This window comes from Nocardia sp. TBRC8007 (assembly GCF_056629435.1).
The window spans coordinates 143,527-163,335 of the sequence record NZ_JBWSOR010000002.1 but is presented as its reverse complement, the minus strand read 5'-3'; the positions used below and the strand labels follow the sequence as shown (position 1 = coordinate 163,335).

At 63.8% G+C, this 19,809-nt stretch carries 14 protein-coding genes; 5 read left to right on the top strand and 9 right to left on the bottom strand.

Annotated features, from left to right (window positions below):
• Positions 1-14: 14 nt before the first annotated feature.
• Both rfbB and ACX4ZE_RS03345 read left to right on the top strand, forming a co-directional pair.
• Positions 15-1,001 carry a dTDP-glucose 4,6-dehydratase gene (gene rfbB, locus ACX4ZE_RS03350; protein WP_480271779.1) on the top strand — a complete coding sequence of 329 codons (987 nt, stop codon included), beginning with the start codon at positions 15-17 and terminating at the stop codon, positions 999-1,001.
• A gap of 18 nt (positions 1,002-1,019) precedes the next feature.
• Positions 1,020-2,141 (top strand): DegT/DnrJ/EryC1/StrS family aminotransferase, encoded by a 1,122-nt coding sequence (locus ACX4ZE_RS03345; protein WP_480271778.1) that lies wholly within the window; start codon positions 1,020-1,022, stop codon positions 2,139-2,141.
• Positions 2,142-2,322: 181 nt separating this feature from the next.
• Here ACX4ZE_RS03345 and ACX4ZE_RS03340 read toward each other — a convergent pair whose 3' ends face one another.
• Positions 2,323-2,883: a TetR/AcrR family transcriptional regulator gene (locus ACX4ZE_RS03340; RefSeq protein WP_480271777.1), complete on the bottom strand. Its 561-nt coding sequence runs from the start codon at positions 2,881-2,883 to the stop codon at positions 2,323-2,325.
• A 104-nt stretch (positions 2,884-2,987) separates the two neighbouring features.
• Here ACX4ZE_RS03340 and ACX4ZE_RS03335 point away from each other — a divergent pair, with 104 nt between their 5' ends.
• A complete protein-coding gene (locus ACX4ZE_RS03335) occupies positions 2,988-4,586 on the top strand; it encodes an MFS transporter (protein WP_480271776.1) in 1,599 nt (532 codons plus the stop codon).
• Positions 4,583-5,044 carry a hypothetical protein gene (locus ACX4ZE_RS03330; RefSeq protein ID WP_480271775.1) on the top strand — a complete coding sequence of 154 codons (462 nt, stop codon included), beginning with the start codon at positions 4,583-4,585 and terminating at the stop codon, positions 5,042-5,044. The genes ACX4ZE_RS03335 and ACX4ZE_RS03330 overlap by 4 nt, the downstream gene beginning before the upstream one ends.
• Positions 5,045-5,128: 84 nt before the next feature.
• Here the strand turns inward: ACX4ZE_RS03330 and ACX4ZE_RS03325 are convergent, their stop codons facing one another.
• The 7 genes from ACX4ZE_RS03325 to ftsY all read right to left on the bottom strand — a co-directional run bounded on the left by ACX4ZE_RS03325 (position 5,129) and on the right by ftsY (position 15,237).
• Entirely contained in the window at positions 5,129-5,854 is a 726-nt protein-coding gene (locus ACX4ZE_RS03325) for a response regulator transcription factor (RefSeq protein WP_480271774.1), read from the bottom strand.
• Between the two features lie 1,227 nt (positions 5,855-7,081).
• Positions 7,082-8,650 carry a signal recognition particle protein gene (gene ffh, locus ACX4ZE_RS03320; RefSeq protein WP_480271773.1) on the bottom strand — a complete coding sequence of 523 codons (1,569 nt, stop codon included), beginning with the start codon at positions 8,648-8,650 and terminating at the stop codon, positions 7,082-7,084.
• Between the two features lie 101 nt (positions 8,651-8,751).
• Positions 8,752-9,069, bottom strand: a complete 318-nt coding sequence (locus ACX4ZE_RS03315; protein WP_480271772.1) for a hypothetical protein — start codon at positions 9,067-9,069, stop codon at positions 8,752-8,754.
• Positions 9,070-9,210: 141 nt separating this feature from the next.
• The gene (locus ACX4ZE_RS03310) at positions 9,211-11,583 is read right to left on the bottom strand and encodes a [protein-PII] uridylyltransferase (RefSeq protein WP_480271949.1); all 2,373 of its coding nucleotides are present in this window, start codon (positions 11,581-11,583) and stop codon (positions 9,211-9,213) included.
• Positions 11,584-11,744: 161 nt separating this feature from the next.
• Entirely contained in the window at positions 11,745-12,083 is a 339-nt protein-coding gene (locus ACX4ZE_RS03305; RefSeq protein ID WP_480271948.1) for a P-II family nitrogen regulator, read from the bottom strand.
• Between the two features lie 5 nt (positions 12,084-12,088).
• Positions 12,089-13,378 carry an ammonium transporter gene (locus tag ACX4ZE_RS03300; RefSeq protein WP_480271947.1) on the bottom strand — a complete coding sequence of 430 codons (1,290 nt, stop codon included), beginning with the start codon at positions 13,376-13,378 and terminating at the stop codon, positions 12,089-12,091.
• Between the two features lie 353 nt (positions 13,379-13,731).
• Positions 13,732-15,237, bottom strand: a complete 1,506-nt coding sequence (gene ftsY / locus ACX4ZE_RS03295) for a signal recognition particle-docking protein FtsY (RefSeq protein ID WP_480271771.1) — start codon at positions 15,235-15,237, stop codon at positions 13,732-13,734.
• A 168-nt stretch (positions 15,238-15,405) separates the two neighbouring features.
• Here ftsY and ACX4ZE_RS03290 point away from each other — a divergent pair, with 168 nt between their 5' ends.
• A complete protein-coding gene (locus tag ACX4ZE_RS03290) occupies positions 15,406-15,795 on the top strand; it encodes a DUF2237 family protein (protein ID WP_480271770.1) in 390 nt (129 codons plus the stop codon).
• Between the two features lie 62 nt (positions 15,796-15,857).
• Here the strand turns inward: ACX4ZE_RS03290 and smc are convergent, their stop codons facing one another.
• Positions 15,858-19,478, bottom strand: a complete 3,621-nt coding sequence (gene smc / locus ACX4ZE_RS03285; protein ID WP_480271946.1) for a chromosome segregation protein SMC — start codon at positions 19,476-19,478, stop codon at positions 15,858-15,860.
• Positions 19,479-19,809 lie beyond the last annotated feature (331 nt).

The following is a 19,809-nucleotide window of genomic DNA, read 5'->3' as shown; positions in this document are numbered from 1 at the left end:
GCGAGGAGTCATCGATGAGAATTCTCGTCACGGGCGCGGCGGGTTTCATCGGTTCGCACTACGTCCGCCGCAGACTGGCCGCAGGCACCGAGGTCACGGTTCTCGACGCGCTGACCTACGCGGGCAACCGCGCGAATCTGCCCGCCGACCATAGACGACTGACGTTCGTGCACGGCGACATTTGTGATCGTCCCACAGTCGAGGCCCTGGTCTCCGACTGCGATGCAGTCGTCCATTTCGCGGCGGAATCCCACGTCGACCGATCGGTCGGCTCGGGCGCTGCCTTCGTGCGCACGAATGTGCTCGGCACCCAAGTCCTGCTGGAGGCCGCTGTCACCCGCCGCGTACGCAAGGTCGTGCACGTATCCACCGACGAAGTGTACGGAACGATCGACGACGGCTCGTGGACCGAAAGCTCTCCACTGCTACCGAATTCGCCGTACGCGGCCTCCAAGGCGGGTTCGGACCTGATCGCACGCGCCTACTCGCGCACGCACGGACTGAACATCTCGATCACGCGTTGTTCGAATAATTACGGCCCACATCAACACCCGGAGAAATTGATCCCTCGATTCGTCACCAATCTGCTCGAAGGCATCCCCGTTCCCCTCTACGGCGACGGAGGCAACACCCGCGAATGGTTACACGTCGACGATCACTGCCGCGCTATCGATCTCGTACTGGAGGGTGGGCAGGCCGGAGCGATCTACAATATCGGCGGACAGGCGATGTCGAACCTGGGGCTCACTGAACGAATCCTGGAACTCTGCGGCCACGGGCCGTCGATGATCCGCTACGTCGCTGACCGCCTCGGCCACGATCGCCGTTATTCGGTGGACGACAACAGAATCCGCGAAGAGCTCGGATGGTCGCCCACAATCGCTTTCGACGACGGCCTGGCCGAGACCGTCGCCTGGTACCGGTCGAATCGCCAATGGTGGGTGCCGCTGCGCGAGTCCCCCGCGCCGTCACAGACCACCCCTCCCCTTCCGATCCACTGACCCGACAGGAGCCATCATATGAGTACCTACGTATGGGATTACCTCGCCGAATACGCCAAAGAGAAAGACGACATACTCGCCGCAGTACAGACTGTTTTCGAATCGGGACGGCTGGTGCTCGGGGAGAGTGTCAGCGGATTCGAGCGCGAGTTCGCCGCTTATCACGATCTAGCGCACTGCACTGGAGTCGACAACGGGACCAATGCCATCAAACTCGGGTTGGAGGCAATCGGTATCGAACCCGGTGACGAGGTCATCACCGTCTCTAATACCGCCGCGCCGACCATCGTGGCCATCGTCGGCGCCGGCGCGGTCCCGGTGTTCGTCGACGTACGCGAGGACGATTTCCTCATGGACCCCGACTTGGTCGAGGCCGCCATCACACCACGGACCAAAGCTATTCTCCCAGTGCACCTCTACGGTCAATGCGCCGACATGGCACCGCTGCGCGCACTCGCGGACAAATACGGCCTGCTGCTATTCGAGGACTGCGCCCAGTCTCACGGTGCCCGCCAACACGGCGAACTCGCCGGCACAATGTCCGCGGCGGCGGCGTTCTCCTTCTACCCGACCAAGGTGCTCGGCGCCTATGGCGACGGTGGTGCCGTCATCACCGCCGATGAACGAATCGACCGCAATCTCAAGCAGTTGCGCTACTACGGGATGGACAAGGTTTATTACGTCGTGCGCAGTCCCGGCCACAATTCCCGTCTCGACGAAGTGCAGGCCGAGATTCTGCGGCGCAAGCTGACCCGCCTGGACCAGTACATCGCCGGGCGCAATGCAGTCGCCCAACGCTACGTCGAGCAGCTCTCCGACCTAGAGCGGCCCGGCGGTTTTCGGCTGCCGCGCACCAATGCGGGCAACACCCATGTGTACTACGTCTATGTGGTGCGCCATCCGCAGCGGGACGCGATCATCGAAGCACTACGCGCATTCGATATCCATCTCAACATCAGCTACCCGTGGCCGGTGCACACGATGAGCGGGTTCGCCCACCTCGGCTACAGAGAGGGCGACCTGCCTGTCACCGAGAAACTAGCCGGGGAGATCTTCTCGCTGCCCATGTACCCGTCCCTGTCGGAGACCGAGCAGGATCGGGTCATCGCAGCCCTGCGCTCGGTCCTGAACCGGCTGTGAGCCGAACGCACCGCCGCGACGGCGCCGGAGATCTGCTCGACCGCGATCCCCGGCGCTGAGGTATTCCTGGCACCGGGGTATTCCTGGCACCCGGGTATTCCTGGCACCGGGCTACCGCGCGACACCCGCGAACTATTAGCGACACCGCTGTGGGCGACCGGGCAGGCGCTGTGGCGCGACTTCAGTCGATGATCCCGCGGATCAGGACAGCAAGCCTGGCCTCGCTGCGATTGCGCTCGGGATCATGACCATCGGCCCAGGCCAACGCGTTGGCGAGAACGAATACGTCAGCGCCGTCGACCTCAGCGCGCACCCGTCCCCGTGCCCGCGCCACAATTGATTCGGTGAGCGTTTCCAGGCTGCGGCAGATATGGGACAGCGGTCCTTCGCTGTCCGGCCCAGCGGCCAGCACGGTGTCCGGCAGACCCGCATAGATACCCGCGTAGTCCGAGAGCAGCCGGATCCATTGCGACAGCGCATCAACCGGATCGTCGGCCGCATACAGGCGGTGAGCGTCGGCGTGCAATTCCGCGACGTGGTCGGCGACCGCGGCGGCCACCAGATCGGAACGGGCCGGGAAATGACGATACAGCGTTCCGGGACTGACACCTGCCGCGCGAGCGATGTCATCGAGCGGAGCCTCGACTCCCTTGCCGGAGAAGGCGGCACGCGCGGCGGCGACCACCGCCGCTCGGTTGCGCGCGGCGTCGGCGCGCAGGGACTTCCCGGTGGATGTGGCCACAGCGTTTCCTTCCCTTGACCTATCCGGATGCAGTCTCCATATAATAATCGAATACAGTCTCCGTTTACTGTACGGAGTGCACATACCAGACAAAGGAGTATCCCATGAACGGATCCGCGCCGACCACCGGCGCCGGACATCCGGCCCGGTGGGTTGCGCTCGCCGTGCTGGTGTTGCCAGTACTGCTGACCTCGATGGACTTCTCGGTGCTGTATCTGGCGATCCCGGCGATCAGTGCCGATCTGGCTCCCACCAGCAGTCAAATGCTGTGGATTCTCGACATCTACGGATTCGTCCTCGCGGGCCTTTTGATCACGATGGGCAACCTGGGCGACCGATTCGGACGCAGGTTGATCCTGCTGATCGGCGCGACGATCTTCGGCGCCGCATCGGTGCTCGCCGCCTTCTCTGCCAGCCCGGAAATGCTCATCGTCGCACGAGCTCTCATGGGCTTGGGCGGGGCTACGTTGATGCCGTCGACACTGTCGTTGATCCGCAATATGTTCGACGATCCCGATGAACGCGCCAAGGCGATAGGCGTGTGGACCGCGGCCTTCGCCGGTGGCGGCGCCCTCGGCCCGATAATCGGTGGCGCACTGCTGAACTATTTCAGCTGGGGCACGGTATTCCTGATCAATGTGCCGGTCTTGATCATCCTGCTGATCGCGGCCCCGGCTCTGGTCCCCGAGCACCGCGACCGCTCCGGTGCCCGGTTCGATCTGCCCGGCGCGGCGCTATCCATGGTGGCGGTCCTGCCGCTGGTGTACGCAGTCAAACACGCCGCCGAGATCACCGGTTGGGATGCACGGGCATCCCTGGCGACCGTCATCGGCGTCGTCGGCGCGACACTGTTCATGCTGCGACTGCGCACCGCGGCCCATCCGCTCATCGACACTTCACTACTACGCAACCGCCGCATCCTCGGGGCACTGGCCGCGATCACACTCGGTATCATGGCGCTGCTCGGGCCCAATATGTACCTGGCCCAATACCTGCAACTCGTCATCGGCCAGTCGCCGCTTACCGCGGCGCTGTGGATGATCCCCATGACCATCGCCGCCATGGCTGGATCGATGCTCGCACCGCAACTACGCGCCAAGACCGGAACGGCGGCCGCAATCGCCATCGGATTCACTACCGCCGCAACCGGGCTCGTCGTCATCGCACTCACCCCGTCCTCGGATGGTGCCTTGATCATCGTGGCGGGCGGCGTCGTTCTGGCCGCAGGCGTGACCACCGTCATGACCTTGGCCACCGACGCCATCATCACCGCCGCGACACCCGAACAAGCAGGCGCGACATCCGCCGTGCAGGAGACTGGATCCGAATTCGGCGGCGCGCTCGGCATCGCGTTCATGGGCTCGCTCGGCGCCGCCGTATACCGTTCCGAACTCGACGACGCGGGCGACATACCGGCCGCCGCGCGCGAATCCCTTGCCGGCGCGCGCGAAACGGCCGCGTCCCTGCCCGAACAGCTGCGCGACGATCTGCTCACACATGCCAATGATGCCTTCACCTCGGGGCTGACCGTCGCTGCGACCGGCGCCGCAGTCGCCATGGCGATACTGGCTGTGGCCATCCCGTGGCTCATCCGCGGCACCGACGAGACTGCTGCCGCCGGGGGGATCGAAGCAGACAATGAACTGGAAAAGCACAGCGTAACAACCACATCGAGCCCCATGGGAGAGGAAAACCCCGCATGAACTCTCAGCAGCCGCTCGGCTATCTGATCAAATCACTCGACAATGCCCTGCACCGCTACGTCGATGGTGTGCTGCGCGAAGCCCACGGCGTCAGCCGCGGTCACTGGCAGGCACTACGTACCGCGCAGAATGAACCAGATCTGACCCGCGAAAGGTTCGCCGAGGAGGCCACCGCCTTCTACACGCCTGATCAGATCGAGGAACTGTTCGTGTCGCTGACCGACAACGGCTGGCTGCTCCTCGTTCCGGTGGATACCGAAGCCACCGCTATGCAGATCACCGACGCAGGCCGCGAATTGCTCGAACAGATGGGCCGCACGCAGGCACGCACCGCCGAAATCGTTTCTCACGGGGTGTCTTCCGAGGACTATGCCACCGTCTTGCACACACTTGGCAAGATGCTGGACAATCTGGAAGCGGCCACGCCGCGGTCCGCCGAGAAGGCCACTACTTCCTGATCTCACATCGCCCGCGAAAAGGTCGGTGCGGCGGTATCGTTCGCCGCCGCACGACTGTTGAATCCGGAAGCCGGGATGAAGACGTCAAGCCTCGCCGATCCGGAAGCCGATGCCGCGCACGGTCACTATCCAGTCGGCACCACCGAGTTTGTTACGCAGGCTGCTCACGTGGGTGTCAAGGGTCCGGCGCGACCAGCAGTCGCCCCATACCCGGCGCATGATCTGCTTACGCGGCATCACCCGCCCCTGTGCCGAGGCGAGCAGGTAAAGCAGGTCGAATTCCTTAGGGGTTACGGAGACCGGATGATCGTCGAGATGGACCTCACGGGTGGCGGAGTCGATACGCAGGGGCCCGTGCACGATCACTCGGTGCAGCGCTTCCTTTGCGGGCAGGGTGCGACGCATCACTGCCTCCATTCGCACCAGGAGCTCACGAAACCGGTACGGCTTGACGACGTAGTCGTCGAGGCCCGCTTGGAAGCCGAGAACCATGTCGAGCTCGCTCTCGCGCATGGTCACCGCGATCAGCGGCACGTCGCTGGAGGATCGGATCGCACGACAGACCTCGATGCCGTCGAGATCCGGTAATTCCAGGTCGAGCAAGACGATCGAGGCCTCGTCGTGAGTGCGCAACGCCTCGGTCGCGGTTTTGACGGCGGTCACGGAGTAACCGTGCCGCTGCAACTCCCGACTCAAGATGCCGACATGCTCGTCGTCATTCTCTACGAGCAATACGTCGAAAGACTGCGAGATCTCAGTCGGAGTAACGGTTTCCCGCAAATGGCCATTGGCGTTAACCCTGTCAAGCATCGGGTCTACCCCCCTAGCTGGGTTCGCCGCATTCATGCGGCATGGGACGAAGGGCTCGCGCGCAACGACGGACGTGGCCCATGACTAAATTTCCGACGAACTCCGAGCTGGGGGGTCGGAAATATTTCGGACAGCAAAGTTTTGGTTTTCTCAGGCTGCTGTACTCTGTCCGAGTCACTCGGACTCTACCTCGTTCGACATCCGACAGTCAATTCCGGAATGTATTCGAATCCGGCTGCGCCACAACTCGACATAGCCGATCAATCCTTTCCCCATATGCTCATATGTGGGATACTCTGTGCAGTTGGCACGCGCATTATCCAGGGCACCATCGAACGATTCCGCCCAGGCGTTACCGAAGCGAGTAGCTGCGCGCCCTGCCAGATGCCGAACACCCAAATCCTCAGTTATGGAAGCGAATTCCATCAGTAGGTACGGCGAGCCGCAATCGTCGCGGAAGATCGCCTCCGCACACAGGAAAGATGGACTCCGCACCACCATACGAAGCACATCTGCCACCAATTCAGTGCACGTGCACTCGGCCAGCACACAATCGGCGACCTTTTTCGAGAAACAATCCAGCACGGCTAAACAATCGAGCACGGCCGTCCTTATATGACTTGCGAGCACATGCTCGATTTATTCCATTTCCCCTGTTCAAGTCCGAGAAATCATTAATGTAATTTTTTGTTTATACACAGTTAATATTCCTGTCATATACATTCCGCCTTCTGAACGATTCCGACGGATTCCCGGACGCATGGCGACGACGACCGGAAACCGGACCGCGAGACGGCGTGCGGATGGCTAGCGAAATTCTGTGAGAGCATCTGGGACACGTTGTCCGCCAACATAATTCCCGGTCAGCTGACCAAGTTGTCCGGTATGTGGTTCAACAAGTCATATGCACTGATCTCCGACGACGATCCATAGCAGTTTTCGCTGGATTTCGCGTTGTAGAGCCGAAATCTGGTGCGGCAGGCTATCCGCCGGGATCTACTCGCGGCGATCCAAACGGCGGGCCGTGAAATCTATGGCACGAGCCAACGCGAGCGGTCGATAAAGCAGTGTCCACCCGAAGCGAATGCCGGGCCGAGGTCGGACCGAAAGCGACTGGACCACGCCGAATCCCCCGGCATCGCATCCTACGACCTGGTATCAACCGCTACAGGAAGTGCGGCCAGAGCCGTTACCGATACAGCCCCGGCTCAGGACAGCCTCGGTCGGTCAGCTGTCTTTCTTAGGCTGGTTGCGATTGACCAGCTCCGACAGATCGAAACCTTCCAATCCAGGAGGCAGCTGGTTGAGACCGTTGGGCATGCTGGAGAGATCGGGCATCCCGGCAGGCATCCCGCCCATAGCCGGAAAACCACCACGCACCTTCGGCGGAGTCGGCCCACGGCCACCCTTCTTACCTTTTTTGCCCTTCTTCGTGTTACGTCGGCGGGAACCGGGCAACCCCATCTGCCTGCCCATCATCGCCATCATCTTCTTGGCCTCGAAGAAGCGGTCGACCAGCTGGTTGACCTCGGAGACCTGGACGCCAGAGCCGTTGGCGATACGCAGGCGACGAGAGGCGTTGATGATCTTGGGGTTATCCCGCTCGGCCGGAGTCATCCCACGGATGATCGCCTGCACTCGGTCGAGTTGCCTGTCATCGACCTGGGCGATGGCGTCCTTCATCTGCCCCGCGCCCGGCAGCATACCGAGCAGGTTGCCGATCGGACCCATCTTGCGGATGGCCAGCATCTGATCGAGGAAGTCTTCAAGGGTGAGTTCGCCGCTGCCGATCTTGCGCGCGGCCTCCTCGGCCTGCTCGGCGTCGTAGACCTGCTCGGCTTGCTCGATCAGGGTGAGCACATCACCCATACCGAGAATACGGCTGGCCATCCGGTCCGGATGGAAGACGTCGAAGTCCTCCAGCTTCTCGCCAGTGGAAGCGAACAGAATCGGCACACCGGTGACCTCGCGGACACTCAGTGCCGCACCGCCCCTGGCGTCGCCGTCGAGCTTGGTGAGCACCACACCGGTGAAGCCGACACCGTCACGAAATGCCTCGGCTGTGGCGACCGCGTCCTGACCGATCATCGCGTCCAGCACGAACAAGGTCTCGTCCGGCTGCACGGCGTCACGGATGCCCGCAGCCTGCCGCATGAGCTCTTCGTCGATACCGAGACGGCCCGCAGTGTCGACGATGACGACGTCGTACTGTTTCTGTCGCGCTTCCTCGACACCGCCGTCCGCCACATTCACCGGATCGGCGGCCGAGATACCCAGCGGATTCTCACCACCGCCGACGGAGGTGCCGGGGTGTGGCGCGTGGACAGGCACGCCCGCGCGCTCGCCGACCACCTGCAACTGAGTGACGGCACCTGGTCGCTGGAGGTCGCAGGCCACCAGTAGCGGCTGATGTCCCTGCTCCTTCAGATGTTTCGCCAGCTTGCCCGCGAGTGTCGTCTTACCGGAACCCTGCAGACCGGCGAGCATGATCACCGTCGGCGGTTTCTTGGCCAGGTGCAGGCGCCTGGTCTCACCACCGAGGATGCCGACGAGCTCCTCGTTGACGATCTTCACGACCTGCTGGGCCGGATTCAGTGCCGCAGAGACCTCTGCCCCCTTGGCGCGCTCCTTGATCCGGCTGATGAAGCCTCGCACCACGGGCAGTGCGACATCGGCCTCGAGCAGAGCAAGGCGGATCTCACGGCAGGTGGCATCGATGTCAGCCGGTGACAGACGCCCCTTACCGCGCAGGTCCTTGAGGGCACCGGCAAGCCGGTCGGACAGGGATTCGAACACCGATCGCGCTCCTGATCTCGGGGGACGTCACATTCTCTCCCAGAGTAATGGGATCGCCCAGCCGATCGCGCAGGCGGTACGCCCTTCCAGAAGGAGCACGCCTACTCGTCGAACACATCGCGGCGTGGTTTGACCGTTTTGCGGTAATCGTGGTTTTCTGCGGCCACCATGGAGACCGCCTCATTGGCGGTCAGCCCCAGTTCGAGCGCCAGGTGATCGAGGACTGCCCATTCCGCCATGCTCGGAATAGGCTCAGCGGCGACCATGGAAGCGATCGTCATCGCGGTCACCGCCTGTTGCCCCGTCACGGTACGCCCTGGCAGCCAAGAGACCACCCAGCGGTCACCGCCGACACAGCGCGCCATATGCGTAGTCTCGTCACTTGTCATGGTCGACGCCGAAACTACTTCAATTGCCACCGACCCGCTCCCTCGCGCTCGCGATAGCCAGACATTCTAGATCGTAGAGGGCGATCCGCCGCATGGAACTCAGCGATAGCAAATATTTCGCAACATATTGGCTACCACACGAAAACGCATGCCATCACCAGTATCCGAGCGCTACTCAGCCTTCGCCGCCGGCTTCGGAACAGGCTTGGGAACTACTGCGAGAATGGCCTCCTCAATCGTTTCCCGGCGCACCGGACCGTCCTCGGCACCCAGCTCGAGGCAAAAACTGTCGACCACCGCAGACCCCATAGTGAGTACCTTGGCCCAGCGAACGTCGGCTCCGCAATCGGCCAGCGCGGCGGCCAACCGGCTCAGCAAACCGATCCGGTCCTCGGCGCGCAGCTCCAGGATCACTTGGCCCGGCACTGAGACATCCGACCAGATCACCCGAGGCCAGGCCTGCGCGTACCGGTTCGAGCCTGCCTCGATCGCCGCTTGCTCCCGTCTGACCAGCGCCGCGGACACATCCAGATCCCCTACTACGGCGCGGACCAGTTCCTGCCGCAACAAGCCGGGGTCCGGCGGGTCACCGAACGTGGGAGCGACCACGAAAGTATTCACGGCGGAAGCGCCTTCGACACCGAGCGTCGCCGACAACACCCGTAGCGAGTGCAGTGCGAGTACACCCGCCGCGGCGGAAAGCAGCCTCGGGCCGTCAGGCGCTATGACGGTAACCGCATAAGTGTGTTTGCTCTCGCCTGGCTCCAGCGTGACGTGCACTCCGCCTGCCCTGGCCCGCTCGATCAATTCCGGTGCGACCGGCTCCGGCGCGGGCAGCTGATCGCCCGCCATGACCAGCCTGCAGCGCCGGACCAGCTCACGGATCAGCGAAGCCTTCCAGTCTCCCCACACCCCGGGACCAGTGGCCAGAGAATCCGCCTCGGCCAAAGTGTGCAAGAGTTCCAGCAGCTGTGGATCGCCGTCGAGTGTCTCCACCACGTACCGCACCGTCGCTGGATCGGATAGATCACGTCTGGTCGCGATGTCCGGCAGCAAGAGATGGTGGCGGACGATCGCACTGAGAGTCCGCACATCAGATGGCTGCAGCCCGAGGCGTCGACCGATATGGGTGGCCAGCTCGGCACCGATGGCGCTGTGGTCGCCTGCGCGCCCCTTGCCGATGTCGTGAAGCAGCGCGCCGAGCGCGAGCAGGTCCGGACGGGCTACGCGGGTACTGATCGCACCGGCGTACGCAACCGTCTCCATAAGATGACGATCGACGGTCCACGTGTGCAGGACATCACGTGGTGGCAGGTCACGCACGGCGCCCCATTCCGGAAACAGCCTGCCCCACAAGCCGGTACGATCCAGTGCCTCGATCGTTTCAATGGTGCCGCGACCGGCGTCCAGAAGAACCAATAGATCTTTGAGGGCGTCTTTGGGCCATGGCTCGCGCAACTCCGGCGCGTTCTCCGAAAGCCGGTTCAGGGTGGTGGCCGACATCGGCAGCCCGGTCTGCGCCGAAGCTGCCGCCACCCGCAGTACCAGTCCGGGGTCGCGCTGTGGGCGCGCGTCCCGAGCCAATACGACTTCGCCCGCGTGCTCGACCACCCCCTCATCGAGTGGTCGGCGCACCGGCATCCGGCGAAGCCGGGCCAATCCCCGGCGTGGAAGCGCATTGGCCGCAGTACGTAGCCCGACTTCTACCGAATAGCTCACTGTTCGCGCCGAATCGCTCAGTGTACGAGCCAGATCGAACCGGTCACCGAGGCGCAGAGCCGCGCCGATCTCATCAGCGTCCTGCGCACGCAACTGGTCCCGGGCGCGGCCTGCCACCCGATGCAGTTCGGTGCGCACGTCCAGCAAACGCCGATGCGCCTGGCGCAATCCGCCTCCGGGCACATCCGGCCCCAATCCCGGCATGGCGTCGGTCAGCTGAGCGATGGCCAGCGCTTCGAGCAACTGGATGTCGCGTAGTCCACCGCGCCCGTTCTTCAGGTCGGGCTCGGCCCGATGCGCGATCTCACCACTGCGCTCCCATCGAGCCAGCGCCTGTGCGACGAGCTCATCGAAGCGGTTGCTGATTCCGGTGCGCCATTCCCGGCGTACCCCACTGATCAGCAGATTGCTCAACTCCTGGTCACCGACGATATGCCTGGCCTCCAGCATGCCGAGGGCGGCGATGAGATCTGCGGAAGCCACCCGGACCGCTTGCGGCACCGTTCGTACGCTGTGGTCGAGTTTGATATGTGCGTCCCAGAGCGGATACCACAGCCGATCGGCGACCTCGGCCACCCGGACCGGATCGACGTCGGCATGCACCAACACCAGATCCAGGTCCGAGTAGGGCAACATCTCACTGCGGCCGAGCCCACCGACGGCCATCACAGCCAGCCCGCTATCGGCGGTGATGCCGAGTTCGGCGCCCTTGCCGGCGAGCCAGAATTCGTACAGGTCGACCAGAGCGCGGCGCAGCGATTCGACATCCAGCCGAGGGCTACGCGGCAGGCCACCTTCCAGCAGCTGAGTTCGGGCACGGACCAGGTCGGCGGCCCCTTTGACTTCCTTGTCCGCTGCCGCAGTCCTCCTCGGATCACTGTCTCGCTCGTTCCGCCTACCCACAGACCACCACCCATTTCATGCGCGCGACCCCGCCCCGACCGGCACGCCGGTGGGAGCGGGGCCACCGCTCGACTCGATATTCGTTACAGCGCGTCGGTACCGCGTTCGCCGGTCCGCACCCGAACGATCGAATCCACTGGGGTGACCCAGACCTTGCCGTCACCGATCTTTCCAGTGCGGGAGGCCTCCACGATTACCTCGACGACCTTGTCGACGGACGCGTCGTCCACCACTATCTCGACGCGGACCTTGGGCACGAAGTCGACCGAGTACTCGGCGCCGCGGTACACCTCGGTGTGCCCCTTCTGCCTGCCGTACCCCTGCACCTCGCTGACAGTCATGCCCAGCACACCCGCCTGCTCGAGCCCGGCCTTGACATCCTCGAGCGTAAACGGTTTGACGATTGCGGTGATCAGTTTCATATTCGTCATGCCTCCTTGACGGCGGAACGTGCCGTGCTACCCACAGCGGCGAAGTCGTAGGCGGTTTCCGCGTGCTCGGACTCATCCAGGCCAACCGACTCGGCTTCTTCGCTCGCGCGCAGCCCTATGGTGAACTTCACGATATAGGCAATGATCAACGTTGCGATGAAGGAGAAGGCAAGCACCACAGCGGCACCCGCTATCTGCCGCCACAACTGATCGAATCCTCCGCCGTAGAACAGTCCGGCGACACCGGCACCCATCTCGGGCGCCGCGACGAAACCGACCAGCACCGTACCGACGATACCGCCGACCAGGTGTACGCCGACCACATCGAGCGAGTCGTCGAAACCGAACTTGAACTTGAGGCCGACCGCGAGTGCGCACAGCGCACCGGAGATCACGCCGATGGCGAGCGCGCCGAGCACGTTCACTGATGAACAGGACGGAGTGATCGCGACCAGGCCCGCCACGATGCCGGAAGCGGCGCCGAGCGAAGTGGCCTTACCGTCACGTAGCTTCTCTACCAGCAACCACGCCAGCATCGCGGCGCTGGTCGCGACGGAAGTGATGATGAAAGCCGAACCAGCCAGGCCATTGGAGCCGAGAGCGGAGCCGGCGTTGAACCCGAACCAGCCGAACCACAGCAGACCGGCGCCGAGCATGACGAACGGCAGATTGTGCGGCCGAAACGGAGTGGCGGGCCAGCCCTTGCGCCTACCGAGCACCAGCACCAGCGCCAGCGCGGCGGCACCGGCGTTGATGTGCACCGCCGTACCACCGGCGAAGTCGATCGCTTCGAGCTTATTGGCGATCCAGCCGCCTTCGTGGACGATGACGTCCTCGTTTTCGGGGTCGGTCGCATTGAAGTCGAACACCCAGTGCGCCACCGGGAAGTAGACCACCGTGGCCCAGATGCCCGCGAACAACAGCCATGCGCTGAACTTCAAGCGGTCGGCGACCGCTCCCGAGATGAGGGCTACCGTGATGATGGCGAACATCATCTGGAAGGCGACGAAAACCGTCGCCGGTATCGTGCCCGCGAGCGGAACCTCTTCCGAGCCGCTGATCAAGCCTTTGAGACCGAAGAACTGCGTGGGGTCGCCGATCAAGCCGAAGGTGTTGTCACCGAATGCGATCGAGTAGCCGTACAGCGCCCACAACACTCCGACCAGGCCCATGGCGCTGATGCTCATCATGAGCATATTGAGTACGTTCTTCGACCGGACCATGCCGCCGTAGAAGAAGGCCAGACCGGGAGTCATCAACAAAACAAATGCTGCGCTCACCAGCATCCATGCGGTATCACCGGTGTCCGGTACACCGGTAAACGGGTATTCCACTTATGTCCTCCTCATCTTGGGCCCAGTCGGTTCCGGCGAATGGACCTGCAGAGAAGGGTGCTTATTCGGTGTTTCATCCGTAGAGCTACGGTGTTTCACCTGAGTGAACGGATGACATGGCTGTGTTGCCACCACGTTTCACAAAGTGCGCTGGATGTTTTCCGGTGCAGTGAGCCGGTGTCCGGACAACACCGTGAACAGCGTTTCCATATGGTGAACACCCAAAGTATGCGGCCCGCGACATAAGCCTCAGGTCACGATCCCTTGGACCGCGCACTCTTGGGACCACGCACCCCTGAGAGAGCTCAACCCAGCAGCGCGTCCACGAACGCGCCGGGCTCGAAAGGGGCGAGGTCGTCGGCGCCCTCACCGAGGCCGACCAGTTTCACCGGCACCCCCAGCTCATGCTGTACCTGGAAGACGATCCCACCTTTGGCCGTACCATCCAGCTTGGTAAGCGCGACACCAGTGATATCGACCACCTCGGCGAATACTCGCGCCTGGGTCAACCCGTTCTGCCCGACCGTGGCATCCAGGACCAACAACACTTCATCGACGGCGGCCTTCTTCTCTACGACTCGCTTGACTTTGCCCAGCTCGTCCATCAAGCCGGTTTTGGTGTGTAGCCTGCCCGCGGTGTCGATCAGCACTGTGTCGACTCCCCGATCGATACCCGCGGCCACCGCGTCGAACGCCACCGCCGCCGGGTCGGCACCTTCACGACCGCGGACGGTCTCGGCACCCACCCGCTCTCCCCACGTCTGCAACTGGTCGGCGGCCGCGGCCCGGAAGGTGTCGGCTGCGCCCAACAGCACCCGCCGACCGTCTGCGACGAGCACACGGGCGAGTTTACCGGTAGTGGTGGTTTTCCCGGTTCCGTTCACACCGACCACCAACAAGATCGACGGATGATCCGGGTGCGGCAGCGCGCGGAGCGAACGATCCAGTTCCGGCCGCAGCTGCTCGGTGAGCACCTCCCGCAGCACGGCCCGCGCTTGATCGGTGGTACGCACGCTGCGAGCCGCCATCTCGGCGCGCAAACGGGATACCACCGCCTCGGTGCTCGCGGCACCGAGATCGGCCAAAACGAGGGTGTCTTCGACCTCTTCCCACGAGTCCTCGTCGAGATCACCGCCGCCGAGCAGCCCGAGTAGGCTTTTGCCTACCGCGTTCTGCGATCGGGACAACCGTCCACGCAAGCGGACCAAGCGGCCCTCGGTTGGCTCGATCTCTTCCAGCGCGGCCGCGGTCTCCGCACTCGCCGTAGTATCCGGAGCGACAGTATCCGGAGCGACGAACTCAGTGACGGCGGTGCTGGTTTCGGCAGCGGCGATGTCGGCAGTGGGCGGTTCCACCTGCGATTCCGCTCGGTCGGTCGGCGCCGACGGAGCCGACTCTGCTACCGGAGGGCGTGTCGCGGATTCGGGTTCGGCGGGTGCTTTCGTCGGCTCCGTATCACCGGATACCACAGGCTGCTCGACAGCATCCGTCTCCGGTAGCGGGATATCGGTAATGCCCCGCTTGGGCGCGTCGCGCGGTACTGCGGCATCGTCTCCGATGCGTGGCTGTCCTTCCGTGTCGGTGCGCTCCAGGGGCTGCGGTTCGGTCGCGGTGCCGCCATGGCTGAAGCTGAAACCGCTGGAAGCGGTATAGCCACCGGACCGATCGGTCACCTCTTTCTCCCGTGTGGGCGAAGCCAGCGACACGCGGCCACGCTTGTACCGGATGAAACCGGCGACAAGCAGAACCATCAGCAGCAATACAGCGACCGCGGCAATCAGAATCCACACTTCAGAACTCACGCGGACCATCCTTGCAGATATACCGGCACGGACCGGGCATGAGCCACGCCGAGCGCGATCGGATAGCACCAGCTCGAACAGTGGCACAGCGGATATCCCGCGCCGAGAACCCCGACACAGCCTGCGAGATTTCTTGTCCTGCGGAACTTCTCGCAAAGTGACAATAGGATCAGCGGCGTGACTGATCGAAACGTGCTTGGGGGGCCGCTAGAAGAGTGCGGCACCGATCCCCTCACCGGCTTCTACCGGGACGGCTGCTGCAGTACCGGGCCGGAGGATCTGGGCAGCCATACCGTGTGTACCGTCGTCACGGCCGAGTTTCTGGAACATCAGGCGTCCATCGGCAATGATCTGAGCACGCCACGCCTGGAGAACAACTTTCCCGGCTTGCAACCGGGTGACCGGTGGTGCGTGGTGGCCGTGCGCTGGTTGCACGCGCACGAGGACGGTGTCGCCGCGCCTGTGGTGCTCGCGGCCACGCATGAGAACGCCCTGGAGGTGATCTCGATGGATGTTCTGCGCAAGTATGCCGTCGACGTACCGGATGATGTCAGCGACCTGCTCTGAGCACCTGCGGCCTATCGGAGTTCATACGGTCGAGAGATACCGGGGATCGACTACCCGACGGATCAGCCCGCCGTGCCCGCCGGAGTCGGATTCTCCCCGCGCAGCCGCTGCGAGATCACTTGAGTGATGCCGTCACCGCGCATGCTGACCCCATAGAGTGCGTCGGCGATCTCCATCGTCGGTTTCTGATGCGTGATGACGATCAGCTGACTTTTCTCCCGTAACTGTTCGAACAACCCGATCAGGCGGCGCAGATTGGTATCGTCCAGCGCGGCCTCGACCTCGTCCATCACATAGAATGGCGAGGGCCGAGCACGGAAGATCGCCACTAAGAGCGCGACGGCCGTGAGTGATTTCTCCCCACCGGACAGCAACGACAGCCGCTTGACTTTCTTTCCCGGCGGACGGGCCTCCACCTCGATACCGGTGGTGAGCATATCGGAGGGGTCGGTGAGTAACAGCCTGCCTTCGCCACCGGGAAACAGTTTCGCGAACACCTCGACGAACTCCCGCTCGACATCGGCGTAGGCATCGGTGAACACCTGCAGGATGCGGGCATCGACCTCGGCGACTACGTCCAGCAGGTCTTTGCGAGCGCTCTTGACGTCTTCCAGTTGAGTTGCCAGGAAGTTGTAGCGCTCTTCGAGCGCCGCGAACTCTTCCAGCGCGAGGGGGTTGACCTTGCCCAGGGTGGCGAGATCCTTCTCCGCGCGTTTAGCGCGCCGCTCCTGGGTCGGCCGATCATAGGGCATCGGGGCAGGAGCGCTGACCTGTTCACCGTGCTCCTTGGCCTGCTCGTACTCCCTCGACTGCAACGCCGAGGGGGGTACCGCAACGTCGGGACCATACTCGGCGATCAGATCATCGAGCGCGATACCGAACTGCTCGACAATAGTCGCCTGAAGCTGCTCGATGCGCAGCGCCGCCTGAGCCTTGGCCACCTCGTCGCGGTGCACCGCGTCGGTGAGCTGGGCCAGCTGCGAGATGAGCGTACGAACGCGCTCCTTGATCTGCTCAACCTGAGCAGCGCATTCGGAACGTCTGCGTACCAGCTCGTCTCGGCGGGCATCGGCCGCGGCGATCACCTCATCCAATTCGGCGGCGATCTGCCCACCGGACTCGGCTACGGCAGCAGCCACCTCGGCCGCCCGCTTCCGCGCGGCCTGGGCGCGCTCGGCGCGAGCACGGCTGTCCCGCTCAGCGCGGGCGGCGCGGCGCAGCGAATCCGCCTTGCCACGCACCGATTCCGCGCGTTCTTCGGCAGTGCGCACGGCGAGCCTTGCCTCGACCTCCATCGCCCGTACTTCTGCCAACGCGGCTGCCGCCTCTTCGCGTGCATAGCCCGCGGATTCAGCGCCTGCCGCACCCGCACTGTCGGCTTCGACCTCGGATTGTTCGTGTTCTGCGTGCCGAAGGCGATCTTCTAGTTCGGCGAGGGAGGCCAGCGCCTCCCCTCTACTCGCCTCGGCCTCGGTGCGCTGTATCGATAGCCGCTCGCGCTCGGTATGCGCGGTGCGGGCGTTTTGACCGAGTCTGCCGAGCCGCTCATAGATCGCCACCAACGCCTGGTCGGATTCATGCAAGGCTAGTAACGCCTGGTCGACGGCATTTTTGCGATCAGCCTGCTCGGCCAGCGCGCCGGACAGCGCTGCTTCGAGTTCCTCGGCGCGGTGCTGGGTCAGCACCAGCTCGGCCTCGGCCGCATCGATATCGGCCTGGACCTCCAGCCGGCTCGGCGCGCGATCGGAACCGCCGAGCAACCAGCCGTTGCCCGCGAGATCACCGTCGCGAGTGACCACGCGGATATCAGGGCAGGACGCAAGAGTCGCCCGGGCCGCGGGCAAGTCGTCCACCACCGCGATGTCCACCATAAGCGCGGCGATCGCACCGCGCACAGCGTCGGAACACTCGATCACATCGAGCAGTAGGCGGGCATCCGCAGGCAACGCATCGAGCTGCGGTCGATCGGTGGACGCGGTGCCGAACACCACGGCAGCGCGCCCGACATCAGCCTCCTTGAGCGCGCGGATCGCGGCGTAGGCTGACTCACCGGTGTCGGCGGCGACCGCATCGGCGAGTGGACCGAGCGCGGCGGCGACCGCCGCCTCGTAGCCGGCCCGCACCCCCAACAGCGCCGAAAGTGGGCCGAACGAGCCCTTTGCCCGGTTCTCTAGCAGCCAGGCTCCCCCGTCGCGGCGGGCCAGGTTCATCCCGAGCGCCTCGATACGCGCGCTCAACGACGCCACCCGCTTGCTCGCCTCACGATCCTGCGCACGCAGTTCAGCGACACGTTGGTCAGCCAGCTCCAGCGCCTGCACCGCATGCTCATGCTGTGCGTCCAAACCCGCCTCGCCTTCCTCCAGTTCGTCGAGTTCGGCCTGTCCACTGTCGAATTCGTTCTGTGCGGCTGTCCCGCGGTGACCGACCTCATCGATGGCGACCGAAAGCCTGGCAATCTCCGTGTCCATCGACTGAGCCCTGGTACGCAGAGTGTCGACCTTGCCTGCCAGCCGGGCCAGTCCCTCACGCCGGTCGGCGACCGCTCGCACTGCGGCCAAATGCGCCTGCTCCGCGGCCTTGGCCGCGATTTCGCGTTCGGCCAGCTGGTCTCTGGCCGCCTCCAACGTCTCGACCGCGATCTCGACCGACTCCCGCAGTTCGGCCTCCTCATCCGCGACCCGCTCGGCCTCAGCCTCCAGTTGTTCGGGGTCGCGCCCGGTGCCGACCGGGACAGCGGCTGCCAGATGACGCGCGCGGTCACCAGCGATGCGAATAGTCGCGTTGACCCGTTCGGCCAGCGCGGAGAGCTGAAACCAGATCTGTGCCGCGGCCTCCGCACTCGGAGTCAACCGTGAGAGCTGAAATTCCTGCTGAGCCAGCGCCGCATTGGCGGCATCCAGCTCCGATTGCACCGTGATCTGCTGCTCACGGGCGTATGCCTCTTTACTCTGTTGACTTTCCAGTTCGCGACGGCGAGTGACGAGATCGTCGGCGGCCAGCCGCAGCCGAGCATCACGGAGGTCGGCCTGCACGGTCGCTGCTCTGCGAGCTACCTCAGCCTGCCTGCCCAACGGCTTGAGCTGACGGCGCAGCTCAGTGGTGAGGTCGGTGAGGCGAGCCAAGTTCGCTTGCATCGCCTCGAGCTTGCGGACCGCCTTTTCCTTGCGCTTGCGATGCTTGAGCACACCGGCGGCCTCTTCGACAAAGGCGCGGCGATCCTCCGGACGCGATTCCAGGATGGCCGACAGCCTGCCCTGCCCTACGATGACGTGCATCTCGCGACCGATGCCGGAATCGCTGAGCAATTCCTGCACATCCATCAGGCGACAGGAATTGCCATTGATCTCGTACTCGCCCGCACCGTCACGGAACATACGCCGGGTGATGGACACCTCGGTGTAATCGATCGGCAGTGCGCCGTCGGAGTTGTCGATGGTCAATGTGACTTCGGCCCGACCGAGCGGCGCGCGCCCCGCGGTACCGGCGAAGATCACATCCTGCATCTTGCCGCCCCGCAGCGCTTTCGCACCTTGCTCGCCCATTACCCAGGAGAGCGCGTCGACGACATTCGACTTACCCGATCCATTAGGTCCCACCACGCAGGTGATGCCGGGCTCCAATCGCAGCGTCGTCGCGGACGCGAAGGACTTGAAACCCTTCAACGTCAGACTTTTCAGGTGCAAATTCGACCTTTCCGTACTCTGCTCGGTCGTCGATTCTTCCCGGTTGCCGGTCAGCCTGGTCGCGGACAGCGCCTTCGGCAACCAGTTATGGTATCCGGCGCGTACCACAAGACTCCGTCAGGACCGCACGTGCTGCGATAGTTATCGAAGGGGTGGCAACCAGCCAGGAAACCCCGTATCCGCCTGCGCTGATGACTGCAAGCAGCCCTTATACCGCTGTTTACCGCACGTGGCCCCCAGTACAACGCGCACGCCTGATGCCGAGTCGCCCATCGCACCGCAGGCTGGGATCGATGGGAGCCGATCACCCGCAACGGAGTGTCGACACGTA

Coding starts and splice junctions, on each gene's coding strand:
- ACX4ZE_RS03335 (WP_480271776.1), top strand. CDS start 2,988: ATGAACGGATCCGCGCCGACCACCGGCGCCGGACATCCGGCCCGGTGG.
- ACX4ZE_RS03330 (WP_480271775.1), top strand. CDS start 4,583: ATGAACTCTCAGCAGCCGCTCGGCTATCTGATCAAATCACTCGACAAT.
- rfbB (WP_480271779.1), top strand. CDS start 15: ATGAGAATTCTCGTCACGGGCGCGGCGGGTTTCATCGGTTCGCACTAC.
- ACX4ZE_RS03300 (WP_480271947.1), bottom strand. CDS start 13,378: ATGCTGGTGAGCGCAGCATTTGTTTTGTTGATGACTCCCGGTCTGGCC.
- ACX4ZE_RS03325 (WP_480271774.1), bottom strand. CDS start 5,854: ATGCTTGACAGGGTTAACGCCAATGGCCATTTGCGGGAAACCGTTACT.
- ACX4ZE_RS03345 (WP_480271778.1), top strand. CDS start 1,020: ATGAGTACCTACGTATGGGATTACCTCGCCGAATACGCCAAAGAGAAA.
- ACX4ZE_RS03305 (WP_480271948.1), bottom strand. CDS start 12,083: ATGAAACTGATCACCGCAATCGTCAAACCGTTTACGCTCGAGGATGTC.
- ftsY (WP_480271771.1), bottom strand. CDS start 15,237: ATGGTCCGCGTGAGTTCTGAAGTGTGGATTCTGATTGCCGCGGTCGCT.